Below are 25032 nucleotides of genomic sequence, written 5' to 3' on the forward strand. Positions count from 1 at the left end.
GACTACATAATAAAGGGGTAGTAAAGAATGCCTAACAGTCAAAAGATTCGTCATTCGTTATCATCTGCGCAGTCTGGTATGTGGTTTGCGCAACAATTAGATCCGCTTAACCCAATTTATAATACTGGGGAATATGTAGAAATAAACGGAAATATTCATCAAGAAATTTTCGAATTAGCTGTACGTAAAGTTGTAATAGAAGCAGAAGCACTTCATGTTCGCTTCGAAGAGGATGAAATTGGCCCATGGCAAGTTATTGAAGAATCACAGTTTTATATGCATTTTATTGACGTTCGTAAAGAAGAAAACCCTGAAGAAGCTGCTAAAGTATGGATGAAAAATGATTTATCTATGCCCGTCGATTTGAAAAAAGATATTTTATTTACGGAAGCACTTATTCAAGTTGAAAATAATCGTTTCTTTTGGTATCAGCGCATCCATCACATTGTGATGGATGGCTATGGATTTTCACTTCTTAGCCAAAAGGTAGCGAATGAGTATACATCACTTATAGAAGAAACAAACAAGAATGAAAAGCCATTTGGTTCTCTTACAAAAGTTGTACAAGAAGATATTGAGTATCGTGAGTCTAAACAATTTCAGGAAGATCGTACTTTTTGGTTAGAAAAGTTTGCTGATGAACCAGAAGTTGTAAGCTTGGCAGAACGAGCACCGAGAACATCAAATGGATTTTCACGAGAAACAGCTTATTTATCTAGTTCTAGCACGAAAACTTTACTAGAAGATATCAATATTTCGTTAACAAGTTGGCCGGAATTCATTGTCGCTGTAACAAGTATTTATATGCATAAATTAACAGGTGAGAATGATATTGTTTTAGGTTTACCGATGATGGGGCGTCTAGGTTCTGTATCTATTCATACACCAAGTATGGTAATGAATTTAGTACCACTGCGTCTCACTGTAACTCCAAATATAACTCTTGCGGAATTATTGCAGCAAGTTTCTAAAGAAATCCGAGATGTACGTCGTCATCATAAATACCGTCACGAGGAATTAAGAAGAGACTTAAAGTTACTAGGTGAAAATCAAAGGTTGTTTGGACCGTTAGTGAATGTTATGCCTTTTGATTACGGGCTTAATTTTGCTGGAAATCGTGGTATTACGCATAACTTATCAGCAGGACCTGTAGATGATTTATCGATAAATGTATATAAACGTTTTGATCAAAATGAGCTAATGATTCATTTTGATGCGAATCCCGAAGTATATAATGGCGCGGAGCTAGCATTGCATAAAGAAAGATTTATGAATCTATTTGAATTAGTAATAAAGAATTATGAGAAAAACGAGTCGATTGGAAAAATAAATATTACTCTGCCTGAAGAAAATCATAAGGTTTTATTGGAATGGAATGAAACGAAGGAAGATGATGAGTTAATCAGTCTACCTATATCATTTGAAAAACAAGTGCAAAAAAATCCAAATAAACTAGCGATTACTTGTGACGGTATAAACCTTACGTATAAAGAGCTAAATGAACGAGCGAATGAACTAGCACATTATTTAGTAGAAGAAGGAATACGACCAAATCAGTTTGTAGCTTTAGTATTCCCTAGATCAATAGAAATGGTAGTTAGTATGCTAGCAGTCTTAAAGGCTGGTGCAGCATATTTACCAATAGATCCAGAATACCCAGCAGAAAGAGTTAATTATATAGTAGATGATGCAAAACCAGTTTGTATCATAACACATTCATCTGTTTCATCTAAGTTAGTTATAGAAAATGGTATGAAAAAAATTGTATTAGATGGCGAAGAAACGAAACTAGCGTTACATACATATTCTCGTATGAATATAGCATGTAAGAATGATGTATTACTTTTAAACCCAGCCTATACAATATATACTTCAGGCTCAACAGGAAACCCAAAAGGTGTAATTGTTCCTATGAGAGGTTTAAGTAACTTTTTAATGGCTATGCAACAAAAGTTTTCGTTAAATGAAAATGATCATTTATTAGCAGTTACAACTTTTGCGTTTGATATTTCTGCTCTAGAAATTTATTTACCTCTTATTAGTGGTGCAAGTTTAACAATTGCGCAAAAAGAAGACATACAAGAGCCTTCTGCATTAACGACACTTTTACAAGAAGAAAGAGTGACCGTTATGCAGGCTACACCGACGCTTTGGCAGGCGTTAGTAACTGATTATCCAGAGAAGCTACAAGGGCTAAACATACTTGTTGGTGGTGAAGCTCTTCCAGCGCATTTAGCAAATAAATTAAAAGAATTAGGTTGCTCAATAACTAATTTATATGGACCAACTGAAACGACGATTTGGTCTACTTTCATGAACATTGATGAAAGTGAAAAGGGTATACCTCCTATTGGAAAGCCAATTTCCAATACAGAAGTGTATGTATTGGATGCAGGGTTACAACCAGTTCCACCTGGAGTTATTGGTGAATTATATATTGCAGGGGAAGGACTTGCAAGCGGATATTTAGGAAAACCTGAGTTAACAGCTGAACGGTTTGTTGCAAATCCTTATGGAGAATCAGGGAAGCGCATGTACCGTACAGGAGATCTTGTGAAATGGCGTAGTGATGGTGCGTTAGAGTACATTAGTCGCGCAGATCATCAAATTAAAATTCGTGGATTCCGAATTGAATTAGCTGAAATTGAAACGGTATTACAACGACATGAAAATATTCAACAAGCGGTAGTAATGGTACGAGAAGATCGTCCAAATGATAAACGCATCATTGCATATATCATTGCAGAAGAAAAGGAACCGATTAATCTTTCAGAAATTCGTTCTTATGTTTCAGAAAGTTTAGCGAATTATATGATACCATCGGCATTTGTTGTGCTAGAAGAATTACCATTAACGCCAAATGGTAAGGTTGACAGAAAGAAATTACCTGCGCCTAATTTTAATGGAATGAACAATGAGAGGGTTGCTAGAAATCCGAAAGAAGAAATATTATGTGATTTATTTGCAGAAGTACTTGGTGTTTCTCGAATTAGTATTGATGATAATTTCTTTGAAATGGGTGGACATTCCCTTCTTGCATCTCGTTTAATGGCAAGAATTCGTGAAACGTTAAGTGTGGAATTAGGTATCGGGAAACTATTTGAATCACCAACTGTTGCCGAACTGGCGAAACAATTAAACCATGCAAAAAGTGCAAGACCAGCTATTCAGAAAGCAAGTAGGCCAAATGAAGTTCCACTTTCATTTGCACAGCGCAGGTTATGGTTCTTAAATTGTTTAGAAGGTCCAAGTCCTACTTATAATATTCCGCTAGTCATTCGTATGAATGGAATATTGAATGAGGAAGCATTACAAGGTGCTTTTTATGATGTAGTTGAGAAACATGAAACACTTAGAACAATTTTCCCTAACGTATTAGGTAGTTCCTATCAGAAAATTTTAGATATGGAAAACTTAAATCTAGAAATGATTATAACAAAAACATGTAAAGATGAATTAGAAAGTGTACTTTCAGAGGCGGTAAGATATAGTTTTAACCTCGATATTGAGCCGGCAGTTCGTTTGCAACTTTTTACAGTGAGTGAAAACGAACATGTATTATTAATTTTATTACATCATATTGTAGGTGATGGCTGGTCATTACAGCCGTTAACGAGAGATTTTACAGCGGCGTATAAAGCACGATGTCAAGGTGACAGAGTTCAGCTGGAGACACTTCCAGTTCAATACGCAGATTATGCACTTTGGCAACAACAATTGCTAGGTGATGAAACGACACCAGAGAGTCTTATTTCAACACAATTAGATTTTTGGAAAGAAGAACTTAAAGGTTTACCAGATCAAATGGAGTTACCTACAGATTTCCAGCGTCCAATTGAGACGAGTTACCGCGGGGAAACAATTCATTTTCATATAGATGAAGGTATGCATAGTAGGTTAGTAGAGCTTGCACGTAAAAATGGAGTTAGTTTGTTTATGGTGTTACAAGCAGGGCTTAGTGCACTATTTACAAGATTAGGTGCAGGCACTGATATACCAATTGGAAGTCCCATTGCTGGAAGAAATGATGATGTACTTTCAGATATTGTTGGTTTATTTGTAAATACATTAGTGTTACGTACAAATACTTCAGGAGATCCAAGTTTTAAAGAATTATTAAATAGAGTGAAGCAGGTAAATCTTGCAGCTTATGAAAATCAAGATGTTCCATTTGAAAGGCTTGTTGAAGTGTTAAATCCAGTACGTACTCGAAACAGCCACCCGTTGTTTCAGGTTATGTTAGCTTTTCAAAATACACCAGAAGCAACGTTTCATGTACCAGGTTTAGAAGCGAGCCTTGAAATTCAAAGCGTCGGTTCTGCAAAATTTGATTTAACATTTGAAATTAGTGAGAGTAACGGGGATGATGGTACTCCGAACGGTTTACATGGATTACTAGAGTTTAGTACCGATTTATATAAACGTGAAACGGTTCAAAAACTAATAGAACGATTCATTTTGTTATTAGATGATGCGGCGACAAATCCGGATCAATCCATTGGCAGATTAGAAATATTAACTTTAGCAGAGAAAAATACAGTATTAGAAAAGTGGAATGGTGGTTTTCAAATTGCACCAGAAATGACATTGCCACAATTATTTGAAAAACAGTCTCATATAAATCCAAATTCTATTGCTGTTGTCTTTGAAGATAAGAAATTAACTTATGAAGAGTTAAATAGAAAAGCAAATAAAATAGCTCGATTCCTAATAGCAAAAGGGATTGGTCCTGATCAACTCGTTGCTTTAGCGATGCCAAGATCATTAAACATGGTGGTAAGCTTATTAGCTGTTCTTAAAGCGGGTGCTGGATACCTTCCGTTAGATCCAGATTACCCAGCAGATCGTATTTCATTTATGCTACACGATGCGAAACCATCATGTGTTTTAACGAATTCAGAAGTGGAAATTGAATGTGACGAGGCACTAAAAGTTTTAGTTGATGATGTGAAAGTAATAGCAGAAGTTGAGAAATATAGTGAAGACAATATTGATGAAGTGGAACGAATTAAGCCATTATCTCCATCACATATTGCTTACGTTATTTATACATCAGGCTCAACGGGTAGACCGAAAGGCGTTATGATACCTCATCAAAATGTAGTAAGACTTTTAGGGGCAACTGATCATTGGTTCCAGTTTGACGGAAACGATGTTTGGACGATGTTCCATTCATACGCTTTTGATTTCTCGGTTTGGGAAATTTGGGGACCTTTATTATACGGAGGGCGTTTAGTTGTAGTGCCACATACTGTAAGTCGCTCGCCGAAAGAATTTTTACAGCTTCTTGTTAAAGAAAAGGTTACGGTTTTAAATCAAACTCCATCAGCGTTCTATCAATTGATGCAAGCAGATCGTGAAAATGAAGAGATTGGCCAAAAATTATCTTTACGATATGTTGTTTTTGGAGGAGAAGCACTTGAGCTAAGTCGCTTAGAAGATTGGTATAGTCGACATCCTCATAATGCACCAAAGCTTATTAATATGTACGGTATTACGGAGACGACAGTGCATGTTAGTTATATTGAATTAGATGAAACTATCGTCTCTTTACGAGCAAATAGTTTAATTGGGTGCAGTATACCTGACCTTAAAGTGTATGTGTTAGACAACTATTTACAACCAGTGCCACCTGGAGTAGTTGGAGAAATGTATGTTGCAGGTGCAGGGCTTGCGCGTGGATATTTAGGAAGAGCAGGATTAACGGCTGAACGCTTTATCGCAGATCCATTTGGCAAGCCAGGTACAAGAATGTATCGTACAGGAGACTTAGCTCGCTGGCGTAAAGATGGGACGCTAGATTATATAGGACGTGCAGATCATCAAATAAAAATTCGTGGATTCCGAATTGAATTAGGAGAAATAGAAGCAGTCATAATGAAGCACCCTAAAGTTGAGCAAGTAGCCGTTATTGTACGGGAAGATCAACCAGGGGATAAACGGTTAGTTTCTTATATCGTCGCATCAAATGATGAAGAGATTGATACGAATGAAATGCGTCAGTTTGCTAGTGGTAGTTTACCAGATTATATGGTTCCATACGCTTTTGTAGTAGTAAATGAGTTACCTTTAACTCCAAACGGTAAATTAGATAGAAAGGCATTGCCAGCTCCAGAATTTATCGCATCATCTTCTAGTCGTGGTCCAAGAACACCGCAAGAAGAAATGTTATGTGACTTGTTTACAGAAGTGCTAAGTGTACCTCAAATTGGAATTGATGACGGATTTTTTGATCTTGGTGGGCATTCACTCCTTGCAGTACAGCTTATGAGCCGCATTAAAGAGGCGCTTGGAGTGGAACTAAACATTGGCACTTTATTTGCAGCACCGACTGTTGCAGGGTTAGCTGAAAGACTTGAGATGGGGAATGGTCAAAGTGCACTTGATGTGTTGCTTCCATTACGAGCAAGCGGGGATCATTTACCACTATTTTGTGTACATCCAGCAGGTGGATTAAGTTGGTGCTATGCAGGACTTATGAAATCTTTAGGAACAGATTATCCAATCTATGGTGTACAAGCACGTGGTATTGCTAAAAATGAAGAACTTCCAAAAACTTTAGAGGAGATGGCGGCGGATTACTTGAAACACGTTCGTGAAGTACAGCCTCATGGACCATATCGTTTACTAGGCTGGTCGCTTGGAGGAAATGTTGTGCATGCAATGGCGGCGCAACTACAAAATGGAGGGGAAGAAGTAGAATTACTCGTTATGCTTGATTCTTATCCTGGACACTTCTTACCGAATACGGAAGCGCCTACTGAAGAGGAAGCGTTAATAGCATTACTTGCTTTAGGCGGATATGACCCAGATAACATGGATGGTAAACCACTTACAATGGAAAGTGCAGTTGAAATCCTTCGTAAAGATGGAAGTGCATTAGCAAGTCTTGAAGAAGAGACTATATTGAATTTGAAAGAAACATATGTAAATTCAGTAGGGTTGTTAGGGAAGTATGTACCGAAAGTTTATAACGGAGATATCTTATTCTTTAGATCTACTGTTATACCAGATTGGTTTGATCCTATTTCTCCAAATACGTGGCTAAATTATTTAGACGGGCAAATTGTGCAGCACGATATTGATTGTAGACATAAAGATCTATGTCAGCCAGGTCCACTCACGGAAATTGGACAAGTATTAGCGAAATATTTGCAGAATAAGAAAGGGGTAAGTAGAGTATGACGAATCCATTTGAAAATGATAATTACACATATAAAGTATTAATAAATGAGGAGGGCCAGTATTCTCTCTGGCCTGCTTTTCTCGATGTACCTATTGGCTGGAATGTCGTATATGAAGAAGCTAGTAGGCAGAGCTGCTTAGAATATGTTGAATATAACTGGAAAGATTTGAATCCGAAAAGTAATCAAGTTCGCGAAAAAACATTAGCAGGAAAACGATAATGAAAGCAAAACTAAATCCAAAAGTAGTTGTAAGTATCGTGTATATAACTGCGATGTTTATGGCTGCGATGGACGCAACGATTGTAAATGTAGCACTGCAAACGATAAGTAGAGAACTACAAGTACCTGCATCTGCAATGGGGACGGTTAATGTTGGGTATTTAGTTAGTTTAGCTGTTTTCCTTCCGATTTCTGGTTGGTTAGGAGATCGTTTTGGGACGAAAAGAGTATTTTTAATTGCTCTTTTCGTATTTACAATCGCTTCTGCTTTATGCGGAATGGCTAACGATATTACTTCATTGAATATTTTTCGTATCATTCAAGGTGCTGGTGGAGGGCTTTTAACACCGGTCGGAATGGCGATGTTATTTCGAACATTTTCACCAAAGGAAAGACCGAAGATTTCCCGGTTCATTGTACTTCCAATTGCTGTAGCGCCAGCAGTTGGGCCTATCATCGGTGGTTTCTTTGTAGATCAAATGTCTTGGCGTTGGGCATTTTATATTAATGTACCGTTTGGAATCGTTGCATTGCTATTTGGACTTCTATTTTTAGCAGAGCATGTTGAAAAATCAGCTGGTCGCTTTGATTCTCTTGGCTTTATTTTATCAGCACCAGGATTTGCGATGCTCATATATGCACTCAGCCAGGGACCATCAAAAGGGTGGATTTCTCCAGAAATTATGAGTACCGGGGTAGCTGGGCTTGTATTCATTGCGTTGTTTATAATCGTAGAACTGAAAGTAAAGCAACCGATGTTAGATTTACGCTTATTAAAAGAACCAGTATTTAGAAAGATGAGCATTATATCATTATTTTCATCAGCTGGTTTATTAGGAATGTTATTTGTTTTTCCACTTATGTATCAAAATGTGATAGGAGTTTCCGCGCTAGAATCAGGACTTACGACATTTCCAGAGGCGATTGGATTAATGATTTCTTCACAAATTGTGCCATGGTCATATAAGAAATTAGGAGCTCGAAAGGTAATTTCTATTGGATTAATATGTACGGCGGTTATATTTGTTTTATTGAGTTTTGTAAATCACGATACGAATCCGTGGCAAATCCGGGCATTATTGTTTGGCATTGGTATTTTCTTAGGTCAATCTGTCGGTGCGGTTCAATTTTCTGCCTTTAACAATATCACGCCGCCTTCTATGGGGAGAGCGACTACTATATTCAATGTGCAAAATCGATTAGGTTCAGCAATAGGAGTAGCTGTTTTAGCTAGTATACTAGCTGGTTTTGGAAGTAATAACGTTCAATCCGATTTTTTACCATATCAAGCAGCATTAATTGGATCAGCAATATTTTTGCTTATAGCACTACTATTTTCTTTACGTATTTCCGATAAAGAGGTAATGTCAAAGAAGAAAGAAAAAACATTATCAGTATCAGAAAAAGAGAAAGTACTTGTCAATGAATAACAATATACGTATGCTTTTTTATGAAAATTGATATTCGTTGAATAAAGGAGAGTTTACATGATAGAAAGTAAAGTTGTAGATTCTATTCCAACTTTGAATGAGAATGATTGTCAAATATGGTGGGCAAGAATTTCAGATTTACAATCATGGCATTACAATTTACTAAATAATATAGAGCGAGAGAAAGCAAATTCGTATCATCATTCGGCAGATCGAGCTCGTTTTATAATAGGTTGCGTAATTAGTAGATTAGTTCTCGGCAAGATACTTTCTATGTCACCAGTCCAAGTACCAATTGATCGAATGTGTTCCGTATGTAAATTGCAGCATGGAAGACCACAATTACCAGAAGGTATGCCGCAATTATCTGTTTCGCATTCAGGTGAGTGGGTTGTCGTTGCATTTACAAAATCTGCACCTGTTGGCATAGATGTAGAACAAATGAATCCAAATGTAGATGTTATGAAAATGGCAGAAGGTGTATTAACAGACATTGAAATAGCACAAGTTATGAAACTGCCAAATGAACAGAAAATAGAAGGTTTTTTAACATATTGGACTCGAAAAGAAGCGGTGTTGAAAGCGACAGGTGAAGGACTAATGATTCCACCAGTACATATTACAGTATCAGCTCCAAATAATCCTCCAAGATTGTTAGTTTTTAAGGATAAGCAAGAGTTGGCAAATAATACAATGATGGAAGATGTAAGGCCTAGTTTAGATTATATGGCTTCTGTTGCAATATTCAGTAAGGAAGTGACTGAAATTACGCAATTAGACGCGGTAGCACTTTTAAATCTTAAATAAAAAATTATAGAAGAGGTGTTCCTCATGTTAGTGGCGGAAAATAGAAAGAATGAATTCACTTATAATATACAAGCAATTAAAAATATTTTATTTTCTGGAGATACATCATCCATTCACGCTTTAGAAAAGCTTTTAAATGATACAGTTCAGTTTGATGTTCTTGAACAAGAGGCACTTGGTAGACAGTACATTCCGAAAGAAGCAAAGAATTTCTTTGATAAAGATGGAACATTTCTTTACCGTGTATCTAATGTTAGTTATAAAGGTAAGGTTTTATCTGAAAATCTAATTTTTGCAGACACTTCGTTTTTACCGGACGCAATAAAGAGTGAATTAGAGAGTGGAAATATTCCTGTTGAAAAGCTTATAGAAAAGATGGAAGTAAGAAGAAACGTATTATATGAAGGATATCAGCCATCTGGAAATATTATCGAATTGTTTGATGGATGTTCTGTTACAGCGAATGTGTATCCAACTAGAAAGTATCAAATTGTAAGTAACTGCAAATGTGTATTTTATATTTGTGAAGTGTACCATGCAGAGAATATAAAGCAATTGCTTAAATAAAAACAAGAAACCAGCCTATAAAATGGCTGGTTTCTTGTTTATTTAACAGCTTCTTTTAATTCTTTACCTGCTTTAAATGCAGGAACTTTACCAGCTGCGATTTGAATTTCTTCGCCAGTTTGCGGATTACGTCCTGTACGAGCAGATCTTTCGCGCACTTCAAAAGTTCCAAATCCGATTAATTGAACTTTATCGCCAGATTGTAATGCATTAGCAATTGTGTCAAATACGGATTGTACAGCTGCAGAAGCGTCCTTTTGAGAAATATCAGCTGATTGTGCTACGTTTTTAATTAATTCTGTTTTGTTCATGTTTTCACCTCATAAAAAAATTTTTGGAATGAATGTTTTAGTATAATAGATAGTAAAGATAAAGCTATCACTATGATTAGAAAGAATACTATATAATTATGTTAATTTCGTTGCAAGAGATTGAATCCCTTCTATTATTTAGGGATTAATTAAGAATCGATGCATATAAAAAGCTTAAGTATGAGGATGAGGGGGAGTATAGGAATGATTTTTCGTGAAAAAAATGAGAAGGAAAGTATATTAATTCGTCAACATGATCATGGTTTTTTAGCTGGAGAGATTGCAAAGCATATAAAAGAGGACTTTTTTGAAGGTAAAACATATTTAAAAGAAACAGTTGATGCAATATATGAGCATGACAGAGGATGGATAGAGCTTGATAAAGTACCAATTTTGAATGATGCTAAAAATATTCCATATACATTTATGGATTGTCCAAGCCCATTACGTTTTGTTTTTTATACGATTGGTTTGAATGAAATTGAAAATTCTAATCCATACGGGGCATTGCTTTGCAGTAAACATTTTTTATCATTTCCACTAAACGAGGAAGATGAAGAGATGATGTCATTTTATAAACATGAATTAGAACGACAAAAAAGAATTTTGAAAACGTTAACAAAGGAACAGTTTGCGATGTTTGATAAATATTATAGATTATTAAAGTTTTGTGATGAACTTTCTTTATACGTATGTATGAATAAGCCTGGTGTAAAAAAGAAAGATGAAATTGATTTATTTAAAGATGGTTTTGAAGGAACAGAAATGTTTAATAGTAAGGAGGAGAAACTTATTCAAGCTGAATGGGTGGACGAGGAAACAATTCGGATTACACCATTTCCATTTCAAACGGAATTTCATACGTATGTAAAATATAAAACGATAAATAAACATGAAATGAAAGGAAAAGGGATTGCAAAGGCTGATAGAGAATCGGAAATGAAGAAACAAACCATTCGTTTCATACAATAAGGAGGTAATATAAATTGAAAGATTATATATTAAAACAGTGTGATTACCATGCTTGGGCTAATACTAGATTATTCAATCGATTAAAAGAGTTACCAAACTATGAGACAATTTTTAATGAGCAGATACAGAGTGTATTCCCATCCATTAAGGATACTTTTGTGCATATTTATATTACAGATCAAGTGTGGTTACACATATTGCATGGTAAAAGTATGAATGAAGCAATACAAGACCGAGAAGATTTACGAAAACAAATTGAAACTAAATCGTTACATGAATTAGAAAAAATGTTTGAAAACATGGCAAATCAATATAAAGACTTTTTAATTACAATACAAGACGTGAATGCTGTATTTGTTATTGAGAACCCATATGCAGGGGCATTAGAAACTTCAATTTTAGAGTTAGTACAACATGTCGTAAATCATGGTACATATCATAGAGGAAATATAACAGCGATGATTCGTCAACTTGGTCATTCGTCGACAATGATGGATTTTGTACTGTATTTACATATGGTTAAAAAGCAGGGAGAGTAATATAGTTTGTAAGAAGGAGAGGCTTTAATTATAGAAGTCTCTCCTTCTATTTTATTCCGCATTCATGGTAGATCGACTGATTAAAGTTTTCTTAAGAAGCTTTATTTTCTTGTAATTGCTTAGCGTATTGTACAGCCTTAAATGCATTGACTCTACCATTTTTCCAGTACGTACCTGTACCACTAATTTTATCAGAAGTTGACTCAATAATTTGGCGAATTTGTGTATTGCTATATCCTTGATTTGCTAAAAGAGCAGCGACTCCTGCAACATGAGGTGTTGCCATAGAAGTACCACTTAATGATTGATACGAGCTTCCTTTATAAGTGGAGTATATATTTGAACCTGGTGCTGCAACATCTACCCAGCTACCATAAGTAGAAAATGAAGATTTCTTATCTGCTTGATCTGTAGAAGCAACTGCAATTACTTCGCTGTAATAAGCAGGGTAATTAGCTTTTGTATTTCCAGCATTTCCAGCAGCTGCAACTATAACAGAGCCTTTATTCCATGCATATTGAACGGCTTGTTGTAATGCAGTACCACCATTTGGAGCTCCTAAACTTAAACTAATTACTTTTGCTCCCGAATCAGCAGCTTCTCGAATACCTTGCGCTACAGCATCAAGTGTACCACTTCCTTGATTATCTAATACGCGGACAGCATAAATTGAAGTTTGTGGGGCAACACCAGCAATTCCGACACTGTTATTCGTAAGGGCTCCAGTAATTCCAGCGCAATGTGTACCATGACCATTACCATCATCAGATGTATTGTCGTTATCAACATAATCATGCCCGTAAATTACTTTCGAAGCCAAATCAGGGTGTGAGCCTTGAACTCCTGTATCAATAATAGCTACTTTTACACCAGGATCACTTCGTTGGCTATCCCAAGCTTGTGGAGCTTGAATCTTTTGCAATCCATATTGATTTTTAAAATATGGGTCGTTCGGAGTCCAAAAGGCGTGAACGTAATAATTCGGTTCTGCATATTCTACATCTGGATTATTTTTATAACTCTTTATTTTTTCTTTTACAGTACCTTTCGAAAATTGAACGACTTCAAAACCTAACTTATCATCTTTAGATAAGACATTAGCTCCGACAGATTTATGAAAAGATTGCACGTTACTTAAAGATGCATTTTGCTTGAACTTAACGATTAATTGGTTAGGAACGTAATCAGTAGATGATGTTTCAGCGCTTGAAGTATTCGTGTTAAAGAAGAAACCACCAATAATAAATGATAAAACAGATAGGAAAACAATGATTTTGTTTTTCAAAAGATTTTTCCTCCCTTTTCTTGGATAAGTTTTTCAGCGACGCTTTAATGTCGCATTCCTTTTCAACTATATAGTTAGACCATACGATTTATGTCATTTATGTGAAAAACTTTTAGTGGAATAAAAAAGGGAAAGATTGATATAAATATATTTTTAATGATATTTACTGAGTAAGAAAACAAAAAAAGGAATGCTCATTATGTATGAGTCATTCCTTTATTATTGATTAACTTGCCTGTTTTTTATGACTTTCTTTTAATTTCTCTGCTTGTAAAAAGCGATTCGTTTCAGCGACAACAATACTACTTAATCCAATTAGACCAATTAAGTTTGGAATTGCCATAAGTCCATTTGCAATATCCGCAAATGTCCATACGATGCCTAATTTTAAATTCGCACCAATAGCAATCATGATGATAAAGATTGCTTTATAATATTTAACAGCACTTTCTCCGAATAAATAAGCTACACATTTTTCTCCATAATACGACCAGCCTAAAATAGTAGAGTAGGCAAATAAAATAATTGCGATACCGAGAATCATACTACCAGCAGTACCGAATACAGATTGGAATGCAAGTGTTGTAGCTTCAACGCCAGTTTTACCTGATTTCCATGCACCTGTTGTAATTAATACAAGTCCTGTAATTGTACATACAATAAACGTATCTAGAAAAGTACCGGTCATAGAAACTAATGCTTGCTTTGCAGGTGAATCTGTTTTTGCAGCCGCCGCGGCAATAGGGGCACTCCCTAAACCAGCCTCGTTCGCAAATACACCGCGCGCCATTCCGATTTGAATAGCTGATGCAACTGTTGCTCCGATAAAACCACCAGCAGCTGCAGTACCAGTAAATGCACCAGAAAAAATAAGTGAAAATGCTTCTGGGATTTGATCGTAGTGATAGAAAATAATAATAAGGCCAGCAATGATATAAAAGAAAGCTTTAATAGGAACGATATATCCTGTCACTTTCCCGATTTTTTTAACTCCGCCTAAAATAACAATAGCGATTAAAAACGACATCAATATACCAGTTAGAGCAGGGGGGAAAGAGAAATTAATTCGCATTGCCTCTGCAACTGAGTTAGATTGCACCATATTACCGATACCGAAAGAAGCAGTTGTACCGAATATGGCGAATAAAACAGCAAGCCATTTCTTTCCTAAACCACGTTCTAAATAGTACATTGGTCCACCCGAATATTCGCCATTTTCATTACTAACACGGTATTTCACCGCAAGAATTGCTTCGGCATACTTTGTTGCCATCCCGAACAAAGCAGTAATCCACATCCAAAAGATTGCACCGGGACCACCGATTGTCACAGCTGTTGCAACACCAGCGATATTTCCCATACCAATCGTTGCCGCCATAGCTGTCATAAGCGCTTGGAAGTGGCTAATATCTCCAGAAGAAGATGTATCTTCTGATTTTTTAAAAGCTAGTTTGTGAGCGTATAATAGTTTACTAAACTGTAAACCTTTTAAACGCACTGTGAGAATGATACCAGTACCAACGAGTAACAACAACGTTGGTAGTCCCCACACATAGTGATTGATTTGTTCTAACACTTTACTTACTGTCTCCATCTGTATTCTCCTTTTTTAGAAAAAAATAAAAACCACTTCAAGTAAATGAAATGGTCTCTGGAGAAACAAGGGATAGAAAAATAAACCGATACAAATCGGCATTTTCTTTCGCTTGTCTCTGTCCTTTTACCTGAGAGATTATCCGCTATAGTAGCGGATTTGCTCCTTCGGTGCTCGTTTTCCTCTGCGCTATATAAAGCGAAAGGGAGTCTCTCCAGAGATTCGTCCCCATGCAGTTCTACTTGTAACCAAGACCTGAGAGTTTCAAAGTTGGTTTTACAACTTTTTGCCCCGTCGGTAGATCAATAGACCTTCTCCTGAATGGTTCATCCGAATTATAAAATTAATAACTTATACGCATTGAATGTGTATAGAATCAATAAAAACATTATAGTTATACAATTAATGAAATGCAATCATTTTTTTATTTTAAAATAGTAAAGAATGCTATTTTTTCAAAAGTCCTAATTTATCCTCAACTTCAGCTAAGGTGGATAAAGCGATGACAATAAGTTGATCGGCAAGTTCTAAAGAGTGTTTAGCATTTTCAATTATTTCATTAGCTGGAGTAGAGCTATTGGCTCCAGTTATAATCAAATCTGCTGCATTTTTCATGAAGTTAGATGCGGTTTTAAATTCAGTTGTGAAATAGGTTAGTTGCTTTTGTATATGTACTTCTACTATGTTTTCTTCAATTTGTAGGGTGTCAATTTCTTTTATGATTGTTTCATATTGCTTTGAAACAGAAATCATTGTACTTAATAGTTTAGTCCTGTCAACCGAATCTTCGTTTATATTAATATCCTCCCAAGCAGGCAACCAATCTTTCTCGATGATGTCATTATAATTTGTAGTTAACTCATCTATTTTAGGTTGCAGGTTAGTTTTGAATGTTTTTGTATCAATTGTTTCTACCGTGGCTTTTTTGTTATGATTTTTATCTATCATTGTGTAGAAAATCGTACTGGCAATAATAAAAATAGAAATTACAACTGACCATTTTTTTGAAAAAAAATTCCTCAATGAGTAACGCCTCCAAAATTTTAAAATCTATTAATTATAATATATAACAATAACAGTATTAATGATAGAGAATATAGTCTAGAATTGATTTTAATTATATTTTTTATATACATAAATAACTAAGATTAGTAAAATGATGAAAGTAATATGTGAGAAAAGAGGGTTTTCAGTGAAAATGAATAGAAAAAAACTAGTTTCAAATATTTCAATGGCTATGATATTAGTTGGCTTATTTGCACTCATATATCTGGACAAAGAATCTAAAATTGAAGATTTTCCAGTACCAATGTCAGCAATCCATATTAACGATGAAAAGGAAGAGGATTATAAATATATAAGTGTAATGCCAATTACAAAGGCGAGTGGCTGGGAGAACTTAGGGGAAAACGGTCATACTGTTAGTTTTAAAAAAGAAAAACGGAAGGTAACGGTAGTACATTATCCAGGAGAAATTACGTATTCTATATTTGAAAAATAATTGATGATAAAAGAGATAGGGAGTAGATGATAATGTAGGATTGTTTACTTCCTATCTTTTTTGGATTTTAATTCTGAATTGTTGGAATTAAAATTATTATGCGTATAGAATAAAATAGTATTTCTTATGAAAATGAGTGGATAGTTTACCAAGTATAAAAAATAGGATGTTTTATTGAATGATATAGATAATCAGTAATATATAATTATGTTATGTAAACTATAAGCGGGATAAGAAAGCAAAGCAAGGGATTTTAATTTTTATATTTTAGATGTATTTTTACCCGGTAAGTATTCCGGTAATTAACTTACAACATTTACTGAGGGCATCAAATTTCGAGTAAGTACTGGAGTTGATAACAAAAAAATTAACGTTTGTGTATATGGAAAAATAGAAAGTATGGCGAGTGGGAAATGGATCGGATCATAGGGGGGAATTAAAAATGTTACTAAAAACAATCTACTGTAAAGTGGAAGAAGAGAAAAAAGAATTATTTTCAAGTGCGCAAGAAAAATGGCGTGATATACAGCACCTAGATGGTTTTCATGGACAATTTGGTGGATGGAATGAAGATGAGGCATGTGTATTTACTTTATGGGAAGATAGAAGTGTATATCAATCATTTATGAATGCTTCTCACGATACAATTTATTTAAATAGTAATCAAGAGGATACGTTTCTTTCATGTGAAATCGAATTATTTCAAACGTTGTATGATATAACTGATATGCATTTGGAAGATATTGTAATAGAGGGAGCGTTCGTAAGAGTTGCTATATGTGATGTAAAGTTGGAAAAGGAAAAGCATTTTTTACATAAGCAAGAAACAATTTGGAATAAAGGAATGGAAAAAGCAAAAGGAATGCTAGGTGGAGTAGTTGGGAAGTCTTTAAAAAATGAAAATCGTTACATAGTGTTAACGTATTGGAAAGATGAAATAGCGCACCAACATTATGTGGAAGAGATTTTCCCAGATTTATATAAATTAGCTAATATTCATGAAGATATAGAAGAGATAAAAGGAAAACAAGCTGTATGTAAGGAAGAATGGCTTGTATATTAAACGCTGAAAAAGTGCATAAATGATTGTATAATAACGATATTTTCTTATAAACAAGTAATTAATAGAAGACGTTATATACCCTTTCATGTTAATATATTTAAGTTATAATAGGAGGCTTACCCTTTTGTATTGTACGGTAGAAGCAGTGTGAGCTTGAAATTTTTTTTAGAAAAGGATGTGCCTAATTTGCGTATCAATAAATTTATTAGTGAAGCTGGAAAAGCGTCTCGACGTGGAGCGGATAAACTAATTAATGAGAGAAGAGTAATTATTAACGGTAAGGTTGCAAAAATTGGTGACCAAGTAAATCCAGGTGATGATGTACGAGTAAATGGAGAGCAGCTTCGAATTGCTCGAGATCACGTATATATCGCTTTAAATAAACCAGTAGGTATTACATGTACGAGTGAAAAAGCTGTAAAAGGTAACATTATCGATTTAGTGAACCATCCTTTACGAATTAGTCACATTGGACGTCTTGATAAAGACTCAGACGGTTTAATTTTGTTAACGAATGATGGTGATATCGTTAATGAAATTTTACGTGCTGAAAACAAACATGAGAAAGAATATATCGTTTCAGTAGATAAGCCAATTACTCCTGATTTCTTAGAGAAAATGGCAGCGGGTGTTAAAATTTTAGGAACAAAAACGCTTCCTTGTGAGATTACACAGCTATCAAAATATGAGTTCCAAATTATTTTAACCCAAGGGCTAAATCGCCAAATTCGCCGTATGTGTGAAGCTTTAGGTTATCAAGTATACACGTTAAAACGTACGAGAATTATGAATATCGAATTGAATAATTTACCAGTTGGACAGTGGAGAGATTTAACGAAGAAAGAGAAAAGACGTCTATTTGCAGACTTAAATTACGAACCACAAGATTGGTAAAATTGTGAAGTGAAACCAAAAAAATTTGGTTTCACTTTTTAAATTAAATAAATAATTTTTTTAAACACTTGCAAAAATAAAATGAATAAGATATATTAAATAACAATAAATGGATGTTTTACAAAAAGCAAAGAAAAGGACACGAGTTATTTTACCCGGTTATACAGAGAAGGAAGGAAAGCTGAGAACTTCCTAACGCAGAAAAATAACTTACCACCTTAGAGCTGCACTAGGGAAATTAAGTATCTAGTGCCGTGTATGCGACGTTATCGCAAAAGAAGCCATTATGTTTTTTGTGATGGGAATCTGGGTGGAACCACGGATATAAGCATATTCGTCCCTATATTTAGGGATGAATATGCTTTTTTGCATTCAATTTCATAATAAGCGAAGAAAAGGACACGAGTTATTTTACCCGGTTATACAGAGAAGGAAGGAAAGCTGAGAACTTCCTAACGCAGAAAAATAACTTACCACCTTAGAGCTGCACTGGGGAAATTAAGTATCTAGTGCCGTATAAACGACGTTACCGTAAAAGAAGCCATTGTATGTTTACAATGGAAATCTGGGTGGAACCACGGGTATAAGCACGCTCGTCCCTATTTTAGGGATGAGTGTGCTTTTTATTATGAAATGGAGAGATGAAAAATGAAAGAACAAATGATTGAAATTAAATTTCCAGATGGTAGCGTGAAAGAATTTGTAAATGGAGTTACTTTAGAAGAAATTGCTGGATCCATTAGCAGTAGTTTGAAAAAGAAAGCAGTCGCGGGGAAAGTAAATGATGGATTATATGATTTACGCCGAAATATTGAAGAAAATGCGGAAGTGGAAATCATTACTATAGATTCAAATGAAGGTGTAGAAATTGCAAGACACTCTGCGGCACATATTTTAGCGCAAGCTGTAAAAAGATTGTATGGTGATATAAATCTTGGAGTAGGGCCTGTTATTGAAAATGGATTTTATTATGATATGGATCTTCCAAGTAGTGTAAACATAGAAGATTTACGAAAAATCGAAAAAGAAATGAAAAAGATTATAAATGAAAATATAAAGATAGAACGAGTTGAGGTTTCTCGAGAAGAAGCAGCTAAGCTGTTTCAAGAAATAGATGATAGTTTGAAATTAGAAATTTTAGAAGCAATTCCTAGTGGAGAAAGTGTAACACTATATAAACAAGGTGAATTTGTAGATTTATGTAGAGGACCACATTTACCATCTACAGGTTATTTGAAAGCATTTCAATTAACTCACGTTTCCGGTGCATATTGGCGAGGTGATAGTAATAACCAAGTGCTTCAGCGTATATATGGTGTTGCATTCTCTTCTCAAAAAGAATTAGAAGAGTATTTACATTTCGTTGAAGAAGCAGCAAAAAGAAATCATCGTAAGTTGGGAAGTGAGCTTGAGTTATTTATGTTTTCTGAAGAGGCTCCGGGAATGCCGTTTTATTTACCGAAAGGACAAATTATTCGAAACGAATTGGAAGCATTTTTAAGAGAAATTCAAAAAGAGTACAATTATCAAGAAGTACGCACTCCGTTCATGATGAACCAAGAAGTATGGGAGAGATCAGGGCACTGGGGACATTATAAAGATAATATGTATTTCTCTGAAGTAGATAATAAAAGTTTTGCATTAAAACCGATGAACTGCCCAGGGCACATGCTTATGTTTAAAAATAAATTGCATTCTTATCGTGAATTACCGATTCGTATGTGTGAATTTGGTCAAGTACATCGTCATGAATTTAGTGGTGCGTTAAACGGATTATTAAGAGTACGTACTTTCTGCCAAGATGATGCACATTTATTTGTAACTCCAAAACAAATTGAAGATGAAATTAAATCCGTAATGGCGCAAATTGATTACGTATATAAAACTTTTGGATTCGAATATGAAGTAGAGCTTTCTACTCGTCCAGAAGATTCAATGGGTGATGATAAATTATGGGAGCAAGCAGAAGCAGCATTAGAAAATGTATTACAATCGCTAAATTATAAATATAGACTAAATGAAGGTGACGGTGCATTTTACGGGCCGAAAATTGATTTTCATATTAAAGATGCTTTAAATAGAAGTCACCAGTGCGGAACAATCCAGCTTGATTTCCAAATGCCAGAGAAATTTGATTTAAATTATATAGATGAAAATAATGATAAGAAAAGACCAGTTGTTATTCACAGGGCAGTTTTAGGGTCATTAGATCGCTTCTTAGCAATATTAATTGAGCACTTTGGAGGTGCGTTCCCGGCATGGGTGGCACCAGTTCAAGTGAAAGTAGTTCCGGTTTCAAATGCAGTACATGAACAATATTGCAGTGAGGTTGCACATAAATTAGCAAAAGCTGGAGTTCGTGTTGAACAGGATGCACGAGATGAAAAATTAGGATATAAAATAAGAGAAGCACAAATGCAAAAAGTACCGTATTTTCTTGTTATTGGGGATAAGGAAATGGAAAGCGGAGCTGTAAATGTACGTAAATATGGGGAAGAGAAGTCAGAAGTTGTTGCGCTAGATGTATTTGTGGCAAGGATTGAAGAGGAAATAAAGAATAGAGAATATTGATTGTAAAGAAAACACACTATTAAAAATTAGTGTGTTTTCTTTTTTATCTTACAAAAATGTAAGGTAAATGTAAGCGAAATCGAGGGAACGAGTTGTAGAAAAATGAGAATATGAAGTAGGAAATAGGTTCATGTTACGGATGTAACTCTTATTGAATGCATAATTAAAAAATTCTTAAGAATTCACATGACAAAATAATAAGAAATATGTGAGAAATTGATTTTATACAAAAGGGATGGAGTGAAAGAGATGTCAACAAATGTAGTTACTGTAGAAAGTGTAGAAAAAACGTATGGGAAAAGAAATGAGAATCAGTCAAAAGCATTAAGGGGCGTATCGTTAAGTATTAAAGAAGGAGAATTTGTCGGGATTATGGGGCCTTCTGGATCTGGAAAAACGACTTTACTTAATGTGATAAGTACACTTGACCAGGCGACAGGTGGTAGTGTGACGATAGCTGGAACAAATATTACTTCTATGAAAGGTAATGCATTATCAGATTTTCGATCTCAAAAATTAGGTTTTATCTTTCAAGATTTTAACTTACTAGAAAATTTATCAATTTATGAAAATATCGCTTTACCACTTTCTTTGCAAGGCGTACCGTCCAGTGAGATTACTGGAAAGGTAAATGACGTTGCAAAAAAATTAGGCATCACTGAAATTTTAACAAAATATCCGACTGCTGTTTCTGGAGGACAAAAACAAAGAACAGCGGCGGCAAGAGCTTTAGTACATAATCCGGCAATTGTATTAGCAGATGAACCGACAGGAGCGCTTGATAGTAAAAACGCAAAAAGTTTATTAGAAGCGATGCAAGATTTACATGAAAATCACAATGTAAGTATTTTAATGGTTACACACGATGCATTTAGTGCAAGTTATTGTGAGCGTATTTTATTTATTCAAGATGGTCTTCTTTATAAAGAATTAAATCGTCAAGGCACTCGAGAGAATTTCTATCAAGACATTTTAGGTGTGCTCGCTCATATGGGCTCAGCTGCTGAGTCTAAGTAGGGGGCGAAACTATGTTATTTAAATTATCACGTCATAGTATGAAAAAGATGTTAAAAGATTATATGGTTTTACTTATTGGTCTCGTTATTAGTATTAGTATTTTCTACATGTTCCAAACGATGGCGATGAATAGTGAATTTACGAAAGATAATAGCCTAATTAGTAGTATTAGACTCGTCTTTTGGGTAGGTGCAATACTATTATCTTTCATTACTGTATTTTATATTATATATGCCAACTCTTTCTTGCTCACGTTAAGAAGAAAAGAACTCGGTATGTACATGATGCTTGGTGCGAAAAAGAAAAAAGTAGCACAGTTATTATTTATTGAAACATTCGGTATGGGGATTGTAAGTATTATTATCGGTATTGTAGTAGGGATGTTACTTGCAAGTGTAGCAGGAAACTTTTTAATGAATGGAATGGAAATTTCAGCAAAAGGTAGTTACGCATCTGTATACACACCAGCAATTTTAGTTACAGCTATTTTCTTCTTAATACTATTTTTCATTACTGGCTTAATGAACAGCGTCCGATTGTTACGTAAAACTGAACTAGAGTTAATTCGTGAAGATGAAACACTAGATGAAGTGAAGAAAAGTAAAACTCGCATTATTATAATGACAGTACTTGGTGTATTACTGGTAAGTACAGGGTACTATTTTATGATCAATGTAAAAATATATGCTGAATTAGGTTTTATTATAGCAACCATCGTTACAACACTTGGCACATATTTTATCTTTAGTTCATTACTCCCACTTTTTGTGATGAAAATTAAAGGGAATAAAAAACGAAATGAAATTGGTCTAAATAGTTTTACATATGCACAGCTACGCTTTCGAGTAAATAGTTTATCGAGAGTATTAGGTACTGTAGCGATGTTAATTGCATTAGGAGCAGGTGCGATGACTGCAGGTATGGCGTTCCAAAAAAATGTAGGTATTATGACAGACTTTTCTCGTGTATATGATGTTGTAATTCATGATCCGAATGATCAAGACAAAGCGGCCTTGAAAGAAATGGAAATTGTTGAAGAGAGCAATTACAAATATAAAGTAGATGGAGAAGCGGTTTATTATTTACGTAACGACTTAACTGCGAAACCACCACTTGTTTCAGACCATTTTGATACAAAAACTTTAAAAGAGCCTGTTCGTAAACGTGTGACTGAACCTTTAACTGAACCTGTATATTCAGCTTTAGAGGCTCCTGAATTAGCAAAATTCCCTCAAATGCCAAAGGATTGGGAAGACGCAGTTGTAAGAGAGATACAAATTACGCATAATCAATTTAGCGGAAAACCAGTAAGAATTGCAGACGAAGAGCATTATAAAGGGATTCAAGGAACAGAACACACTGTAACATTAGCAAAAGTAGATGATATGAAAAAATATAAACCGTTATTGATCGAAATAGACAAGAGACAAAAAGAACAAATTGAAAAAGCAACAGGTGCAAAGGTAGACTTATTTACGAAAATGACAATTTATCAGTTTATGAACAGCTTCATGAGCGGAACAATGTTTATGGGATTTTTCCTCGGAATTGCCTTTTTAGCAATGATGGCGAGTTCCCTTATGTTCAAAATATTAACAGGTGCTTCTCGTGATGTACGCCGTTATGAAATGTTACGAAAAATCGGCGTAAGACGTAGTATGTTAACGAAAAGTATATATAAAGAAATTTCATATTTATTTATCTTCCCAGCAATCATTGGCATCTCTCACGTTTTAGTGGGGCTTAACTTATTCAGCTTTATATTAGTTGATCCGTTTGTAAAAGTGTGGGTGCCAATAGGAATCTTCTTAGTCATTTATTTCATCTATTACTGGATAACTGTTCAACTTTATAAAGGGATGGTAATGCCGAAAGAAGAGGTAGCTAAATAGTTTATGAAAAGAGTCCTTGTTTTGAAAATAGGGCTCTTTTTATGTTTTTTATAAAGAAGGAAAAGATTGATAATGGTCGAAAAACATAATGTTATTTCCAATAAATTACTAAAATGATAATGTTTTATTAAGAGAAACGACCCGAAGTATGAAAGAAATGCTACAGTTATTTCGAAACAAAGTGTATGCACGTTTTTTCTAGGGAATATTTTAGAGCGACTTAGTTCTATGATTGCTGGAATTATTCTTTCTATAGAGAGATAGAAAGAATAAAAAAGATAGCTGAAGACAAATTGTTTTCAGCTATCTTTTTTGTTTAATTTAGTGATGTCCAGCTAGTAGAGTAAACGCTATTATTAGGAGAAAACCACTAGTTGCCCACATTAGAAATGTAAGGAAAGAGAGCTGTTTCTTAGCTTTCCAAAGCATTTCATGAATTGTGACATATCCAAGTGAACCAATAGCACTTCCCATAATGAGGCCTTGCAGGTGACGAGCTTTTCCTTCCATCAAAATTCCAAAAACCGTACCAGTACCGAGAATAAGAGAAAGTAATAAAGTCGTTAATAAAAAGGAAATATATTTATGCTTTGTAAAAAGAAATGGAATAATTAAAGCTAATCCTTCTGGAATATGGTGCACGACGATTGCTATTAAAAAGGGAATGGCAGAGTCATTATGATTTATAAAAGCTGTACCTAACGCAAATCCACTAGGTATATTATGAATAAATATAGCGAAAGAGAGAAAAAGGAAGGTTTGCCATGCTTGTTGATCTTTTTTATGTATCATTGGATGATGACAATAGTTATCTAATAAGCTCATAACTAAAATACCGATGGCTATACCAAGTATAGGCCCAATTATTTCATAGCTTGAAAATGTTTCAGGGATAATTTCAAGTGATAATAACCCGAATAAAATACCACCACATAATGCGTATAAACGATGCATCTTTTCTTCAATGAGTTGGCGTGTTGCTACTCCAACAGCACCACCTAACAGTAATCCACCGAACGAAAAAAATGTTACAATCATTGGGATCCATAAACGTTCCATAGTATCACACTCCGATTCTATTCCCTTATTTTTAGCTTACGAAAAATTAAGTTGGATTAGTCCAAGTAATTGTGTTTGAGTATAGAGAAAAAAGTAGTGATTCGTTATAATTTATATATTAAAT

18 protein-coding genes, 1 pseudogene, 1 riboswitch and 2 other annotated features are annotated in these 25032 nt (G+C 34.8%); of the genes and pseudogenes, 14 read left to right on the forward strand and 5 right to left on the reverse strand.

The window, feature by feature from the left end:
• Positions 1 to 27: 27 nt before the first annotated feature.
• The 5 genes from BCG9842_RS11080 to BCG9842_RS11100 are packed head-to-tail and all read left to right on the forward strand — an operon-like array spanning position 28 to position 10210.
• Positions 28 to 7185, forward strand: a complete 7158-nt coding sequence (locus BCG9842_RS11080) for an amino acid adenylation domain-containing protein (RefSeq protein ID WP_001133918.1) — start codon at positions 28 to 30, stop codon at positions 7183 to 7185.
• Complete coding sequence (locus BCG9842_RS11085) at positions 7182 to 7406, forward strand: MbtH family protein (protein ID WP_000184057.1); 225 nt, start codon at positions 7182 to 7184, stop codon at positions 7404 to 7406. Before BCG9842_RS11080 ends, BCG9842_RS11085 begins: the two co-directional genes overlap by 4 nt.
• A complete protein-coding gene (locus BCG9842_RS11090) occupies positions 7406 to 8836 on the forward strand; it encodes an MDR family MFS transporter (protein ID WP_000644938.1) in 1431 nt (476 codons plus the stop codon). The genes BCG9842_RS11085 and BCG9842_RS11090 overlap by 1 nt, the downstream gene beginning before the upstream one ends.
• Before the next feature lie 57 nt (positions 8837 to 8893).
• Entirely contained in the window at positions 8894 to 9643 is a 750-nt protein-coding gene (gene sfp, locus BCG9842_RS11095) for a 4'-phosphopantetheinyl transferase Sfp (RefSeq protein ID WP_000573014.1), read from the forward strand.
• 24 nt (positions 9644 to 9667) lie between these two features.
• Complete coding sequence (locus BCG9842_RS11100; protein WP_000959120.1) at positions 9668 to 10210, forward strand: hypothetical protein; 543 nt, start codon at positions 9668 to 9670, stop codon at positions 10208 to 10210.
• A 38-nt stretch (positions 10211 to 10248) separates the two neighbouring features.
• Here BCG9842_RS11100 and BCG9842_RS11105 read toward each other — a convergent pair whose 3' ends face one another.
• Entirely contained in the window at positions 10249 to 10521 is a 273-nt protein-coding gene (locus BCG9842_RS11105; RefSeq protein WP_001043905.1) for an HU family DNA-binding protein, read from the reverse strand.
• A gap of 204 nt (positions 10522 to 10725) precedes the next feature.
• Here BCG9842_RS11105 and BCG9842_RS11110 point away from each other — a divergent pair, with 204 nt between their 5' ends.
• On the forward strand, positions 10726 to 11493 hold the full coding sequence (locus BCG9842_RS11110) for a DUF3891 family protein (protein ID WP_000577287.1): 768 nt from the start codon (positions 10726 to 10728) through the stop codon (positions 11491 to 11493).
• A 14-nt stretch (positions 11494 to 11507) separates the two neighbouring features.
• On the forward strand, positions 11508 to 12032 hold the full coding sequence (locus BCG9842_RS11115; RefSeq protein WP_000656265.1) for a DinB family protein: 525 nt from the start codon (positions 11508 to 11510) through the stop codon (positions 12030 to 12032).
• Between the two features lie 91 nt (positions 12033 to 12123).
• Here the strand turns inward: BCG9842_RS11115 and BCG9842_RS11120 are convergent, their stop codons facing one another.
• The 3 genes from BCG9842_RS11120 to BCG9842_RS11130 all read right to left on the reverse strand — a co-directional run bounded on the left by BCG9842_RS11120 (position 12124) and on the right by BCG9842_RS11130 (position 15934).
• Positions 12124 to 13317: a S8 family peptidase gene (locus BCG9842_RS11120; protein ID WP_000790929.1), complete on the reverse strand. Its 1194-nt coding sequence runs from the start codon at positions 13315 to 13317 to the stop codon at positions 12124 to 12126.
• 226 nt (positions 13318 to 13543) lie between these two features.
• A complete protein-coding gene (locus BCG9842_RS11125; RefSeq protein WP_000451017.1) occupies positions 13544 to 14911 on the reverse strand; it encodes an alanine/glycine:cation symporter family protein in 1368 nt (455 codons plus the stop codon).
• A 108-nt stretch (positions 14912 to 15019) separates the two neighbouring features.
• A riboswitch (glycine riboswitch) is annotated at positions 15020 to 15139 on the reverse strand.
• A 219-nt stretch (positions 15140 to 15358) separates the two neighbouring features.
• Positions 15359 to 15934: a hypothetical protein gene (locus tag BCG9842_RS11130; RefSeq protein WP_001243468.1), complete on the reverse strand. Its 576-nt coding sequence runs from the start codon at positions 15932 to 15934 to the stop codon at positions 15359 to 15361.
• A gap of 133 nt (positions 15935 to 16067) precedes the next feature.
• Between BCG9842_RS11130 and BCG9842_RS11135 the strand changes: the two genes are divergently transcribed.
• From BCG9842_RS11135 to BCG9842_RS29630, 7 genes and pseudogenes are all read left to right on the forward strand, one after another.
• Positions 16068 to 16412, forward strand: a complete 345-nt coding sequence (locus tag BCG9842_RS11135) for a hypothetical protein (RefSeq protein ID WP_044783011.1) — start codon at positions 16068 to 16070, stop codon at positions 16410 to 16412.
• Between the two features lie 442 nt (positions 16413 to 16854).
• Positions 16855 to 17475: a YdbC family protein gene (locus tag BCG9842_RS11140; RefSeq protein WP_000925175.1), complete on the forward strand. Its 621-nt coding sequence runs from the start codon at positions 16855 to 16857 to the stop codon at positions 17473 to 17475.
• A gap of 186 nt (positions 17476 to 17661) precedes the next feature.
• The gene (gene rluF / locus BCG9842_RS11145; RefSeq protein ID WP_001222160.1) at positions 17662 to 18369 is read left to right on the forward strand and encodes a 23S rRNA pseudouridine(2604) synthase RluF; all 708 of its coding nucleotides are present in this window, start codon (positions 17662 to 17664) and stop codon (positions 18367 to 18369) included.
• A gap of 121 nt (positions 18370 to 18490) precedes the next feature.
• Positions 18491 to 18714, forward strand: a binding site (T-box leader).
• A 36-nt stretch (positions 18715 to 18750) separates the two neighbouring features.
• Positions 18751 to 18973, forward strand: a binding site (T-box leader).
• Between the two features lie 44 nt (positions 18974 to 19017).
• Entirely contained in the window at positions 19018 to 20940 is a 1923-nt protein-coding gene (gene thrS, locus BCG9842_RS11150) for a threonine--tRNA ligase (protein WP_000663089.1), read from the forward strand.
• Between the two features lie 249 nt (positions 20941 to 21189).
• Positions 21190 to 21957: an ABC transporter ATP-binding protein gene (locus BCG9842_RS11155; RefSeq protein WP_000106426.1), complete on the forward strand. Its 768-nt coding sequence runs from the start codon at positions 21190 to 21192 to the stop codon at positions 21955 to 21957.
• A gap of 11 nt (positions 21958 to 21968) precedes the next feature.
• Positions 21969 to 23849 carry an FtsX-like permease family protein gene (locus BCG9842_RS11160; protein ID WP_000897904.1) on the forward strand — a complete coding sequence of 627 codons (1881 nt, stop codon included), beginning with the start codon at positions 21969 to 21971 and terminating at the stop codon, positions 23847 to 23849.
• A 148-nt stretch (positions 23850 to 23997) separates the two neighbouring features.
• Positions 23998 to 24098 (forward strand): annotated as a pseudogene (locus tag BCG9842_RS29630) (MFS transporter); the annotation flags it as partial.
• Between the two features lie 72 nt (positions 24099 to 24170).
• Here BCG9842_RS29630 and BCG9842_RS11165 read toward each other — a convergent pair.
• The gene (locus BCG9842_RS11165; RefSeq protein WP_000440613.1) at positions 24171 to 24908 is read right to left on the reverse strand and encodes a ZIP family metal transporter; all 738 of its coding nucleotides are present in this window, start codon (positions 24906 to 24908) and stop codon (positions 24171 to 24173) included.
• Positions 24909 to 25032: the final 124 nt, after the last annotated feature.

It is taken from the genome of Bacillus cereus G9842 (genome assembly GCF_000021305.1).
Lineage (GTDB): Bacteria > Bacillota > Bacilli > Bacillales > Bacillaceae_G > Bacillus_A > Bacillus_A thuringiensis_S.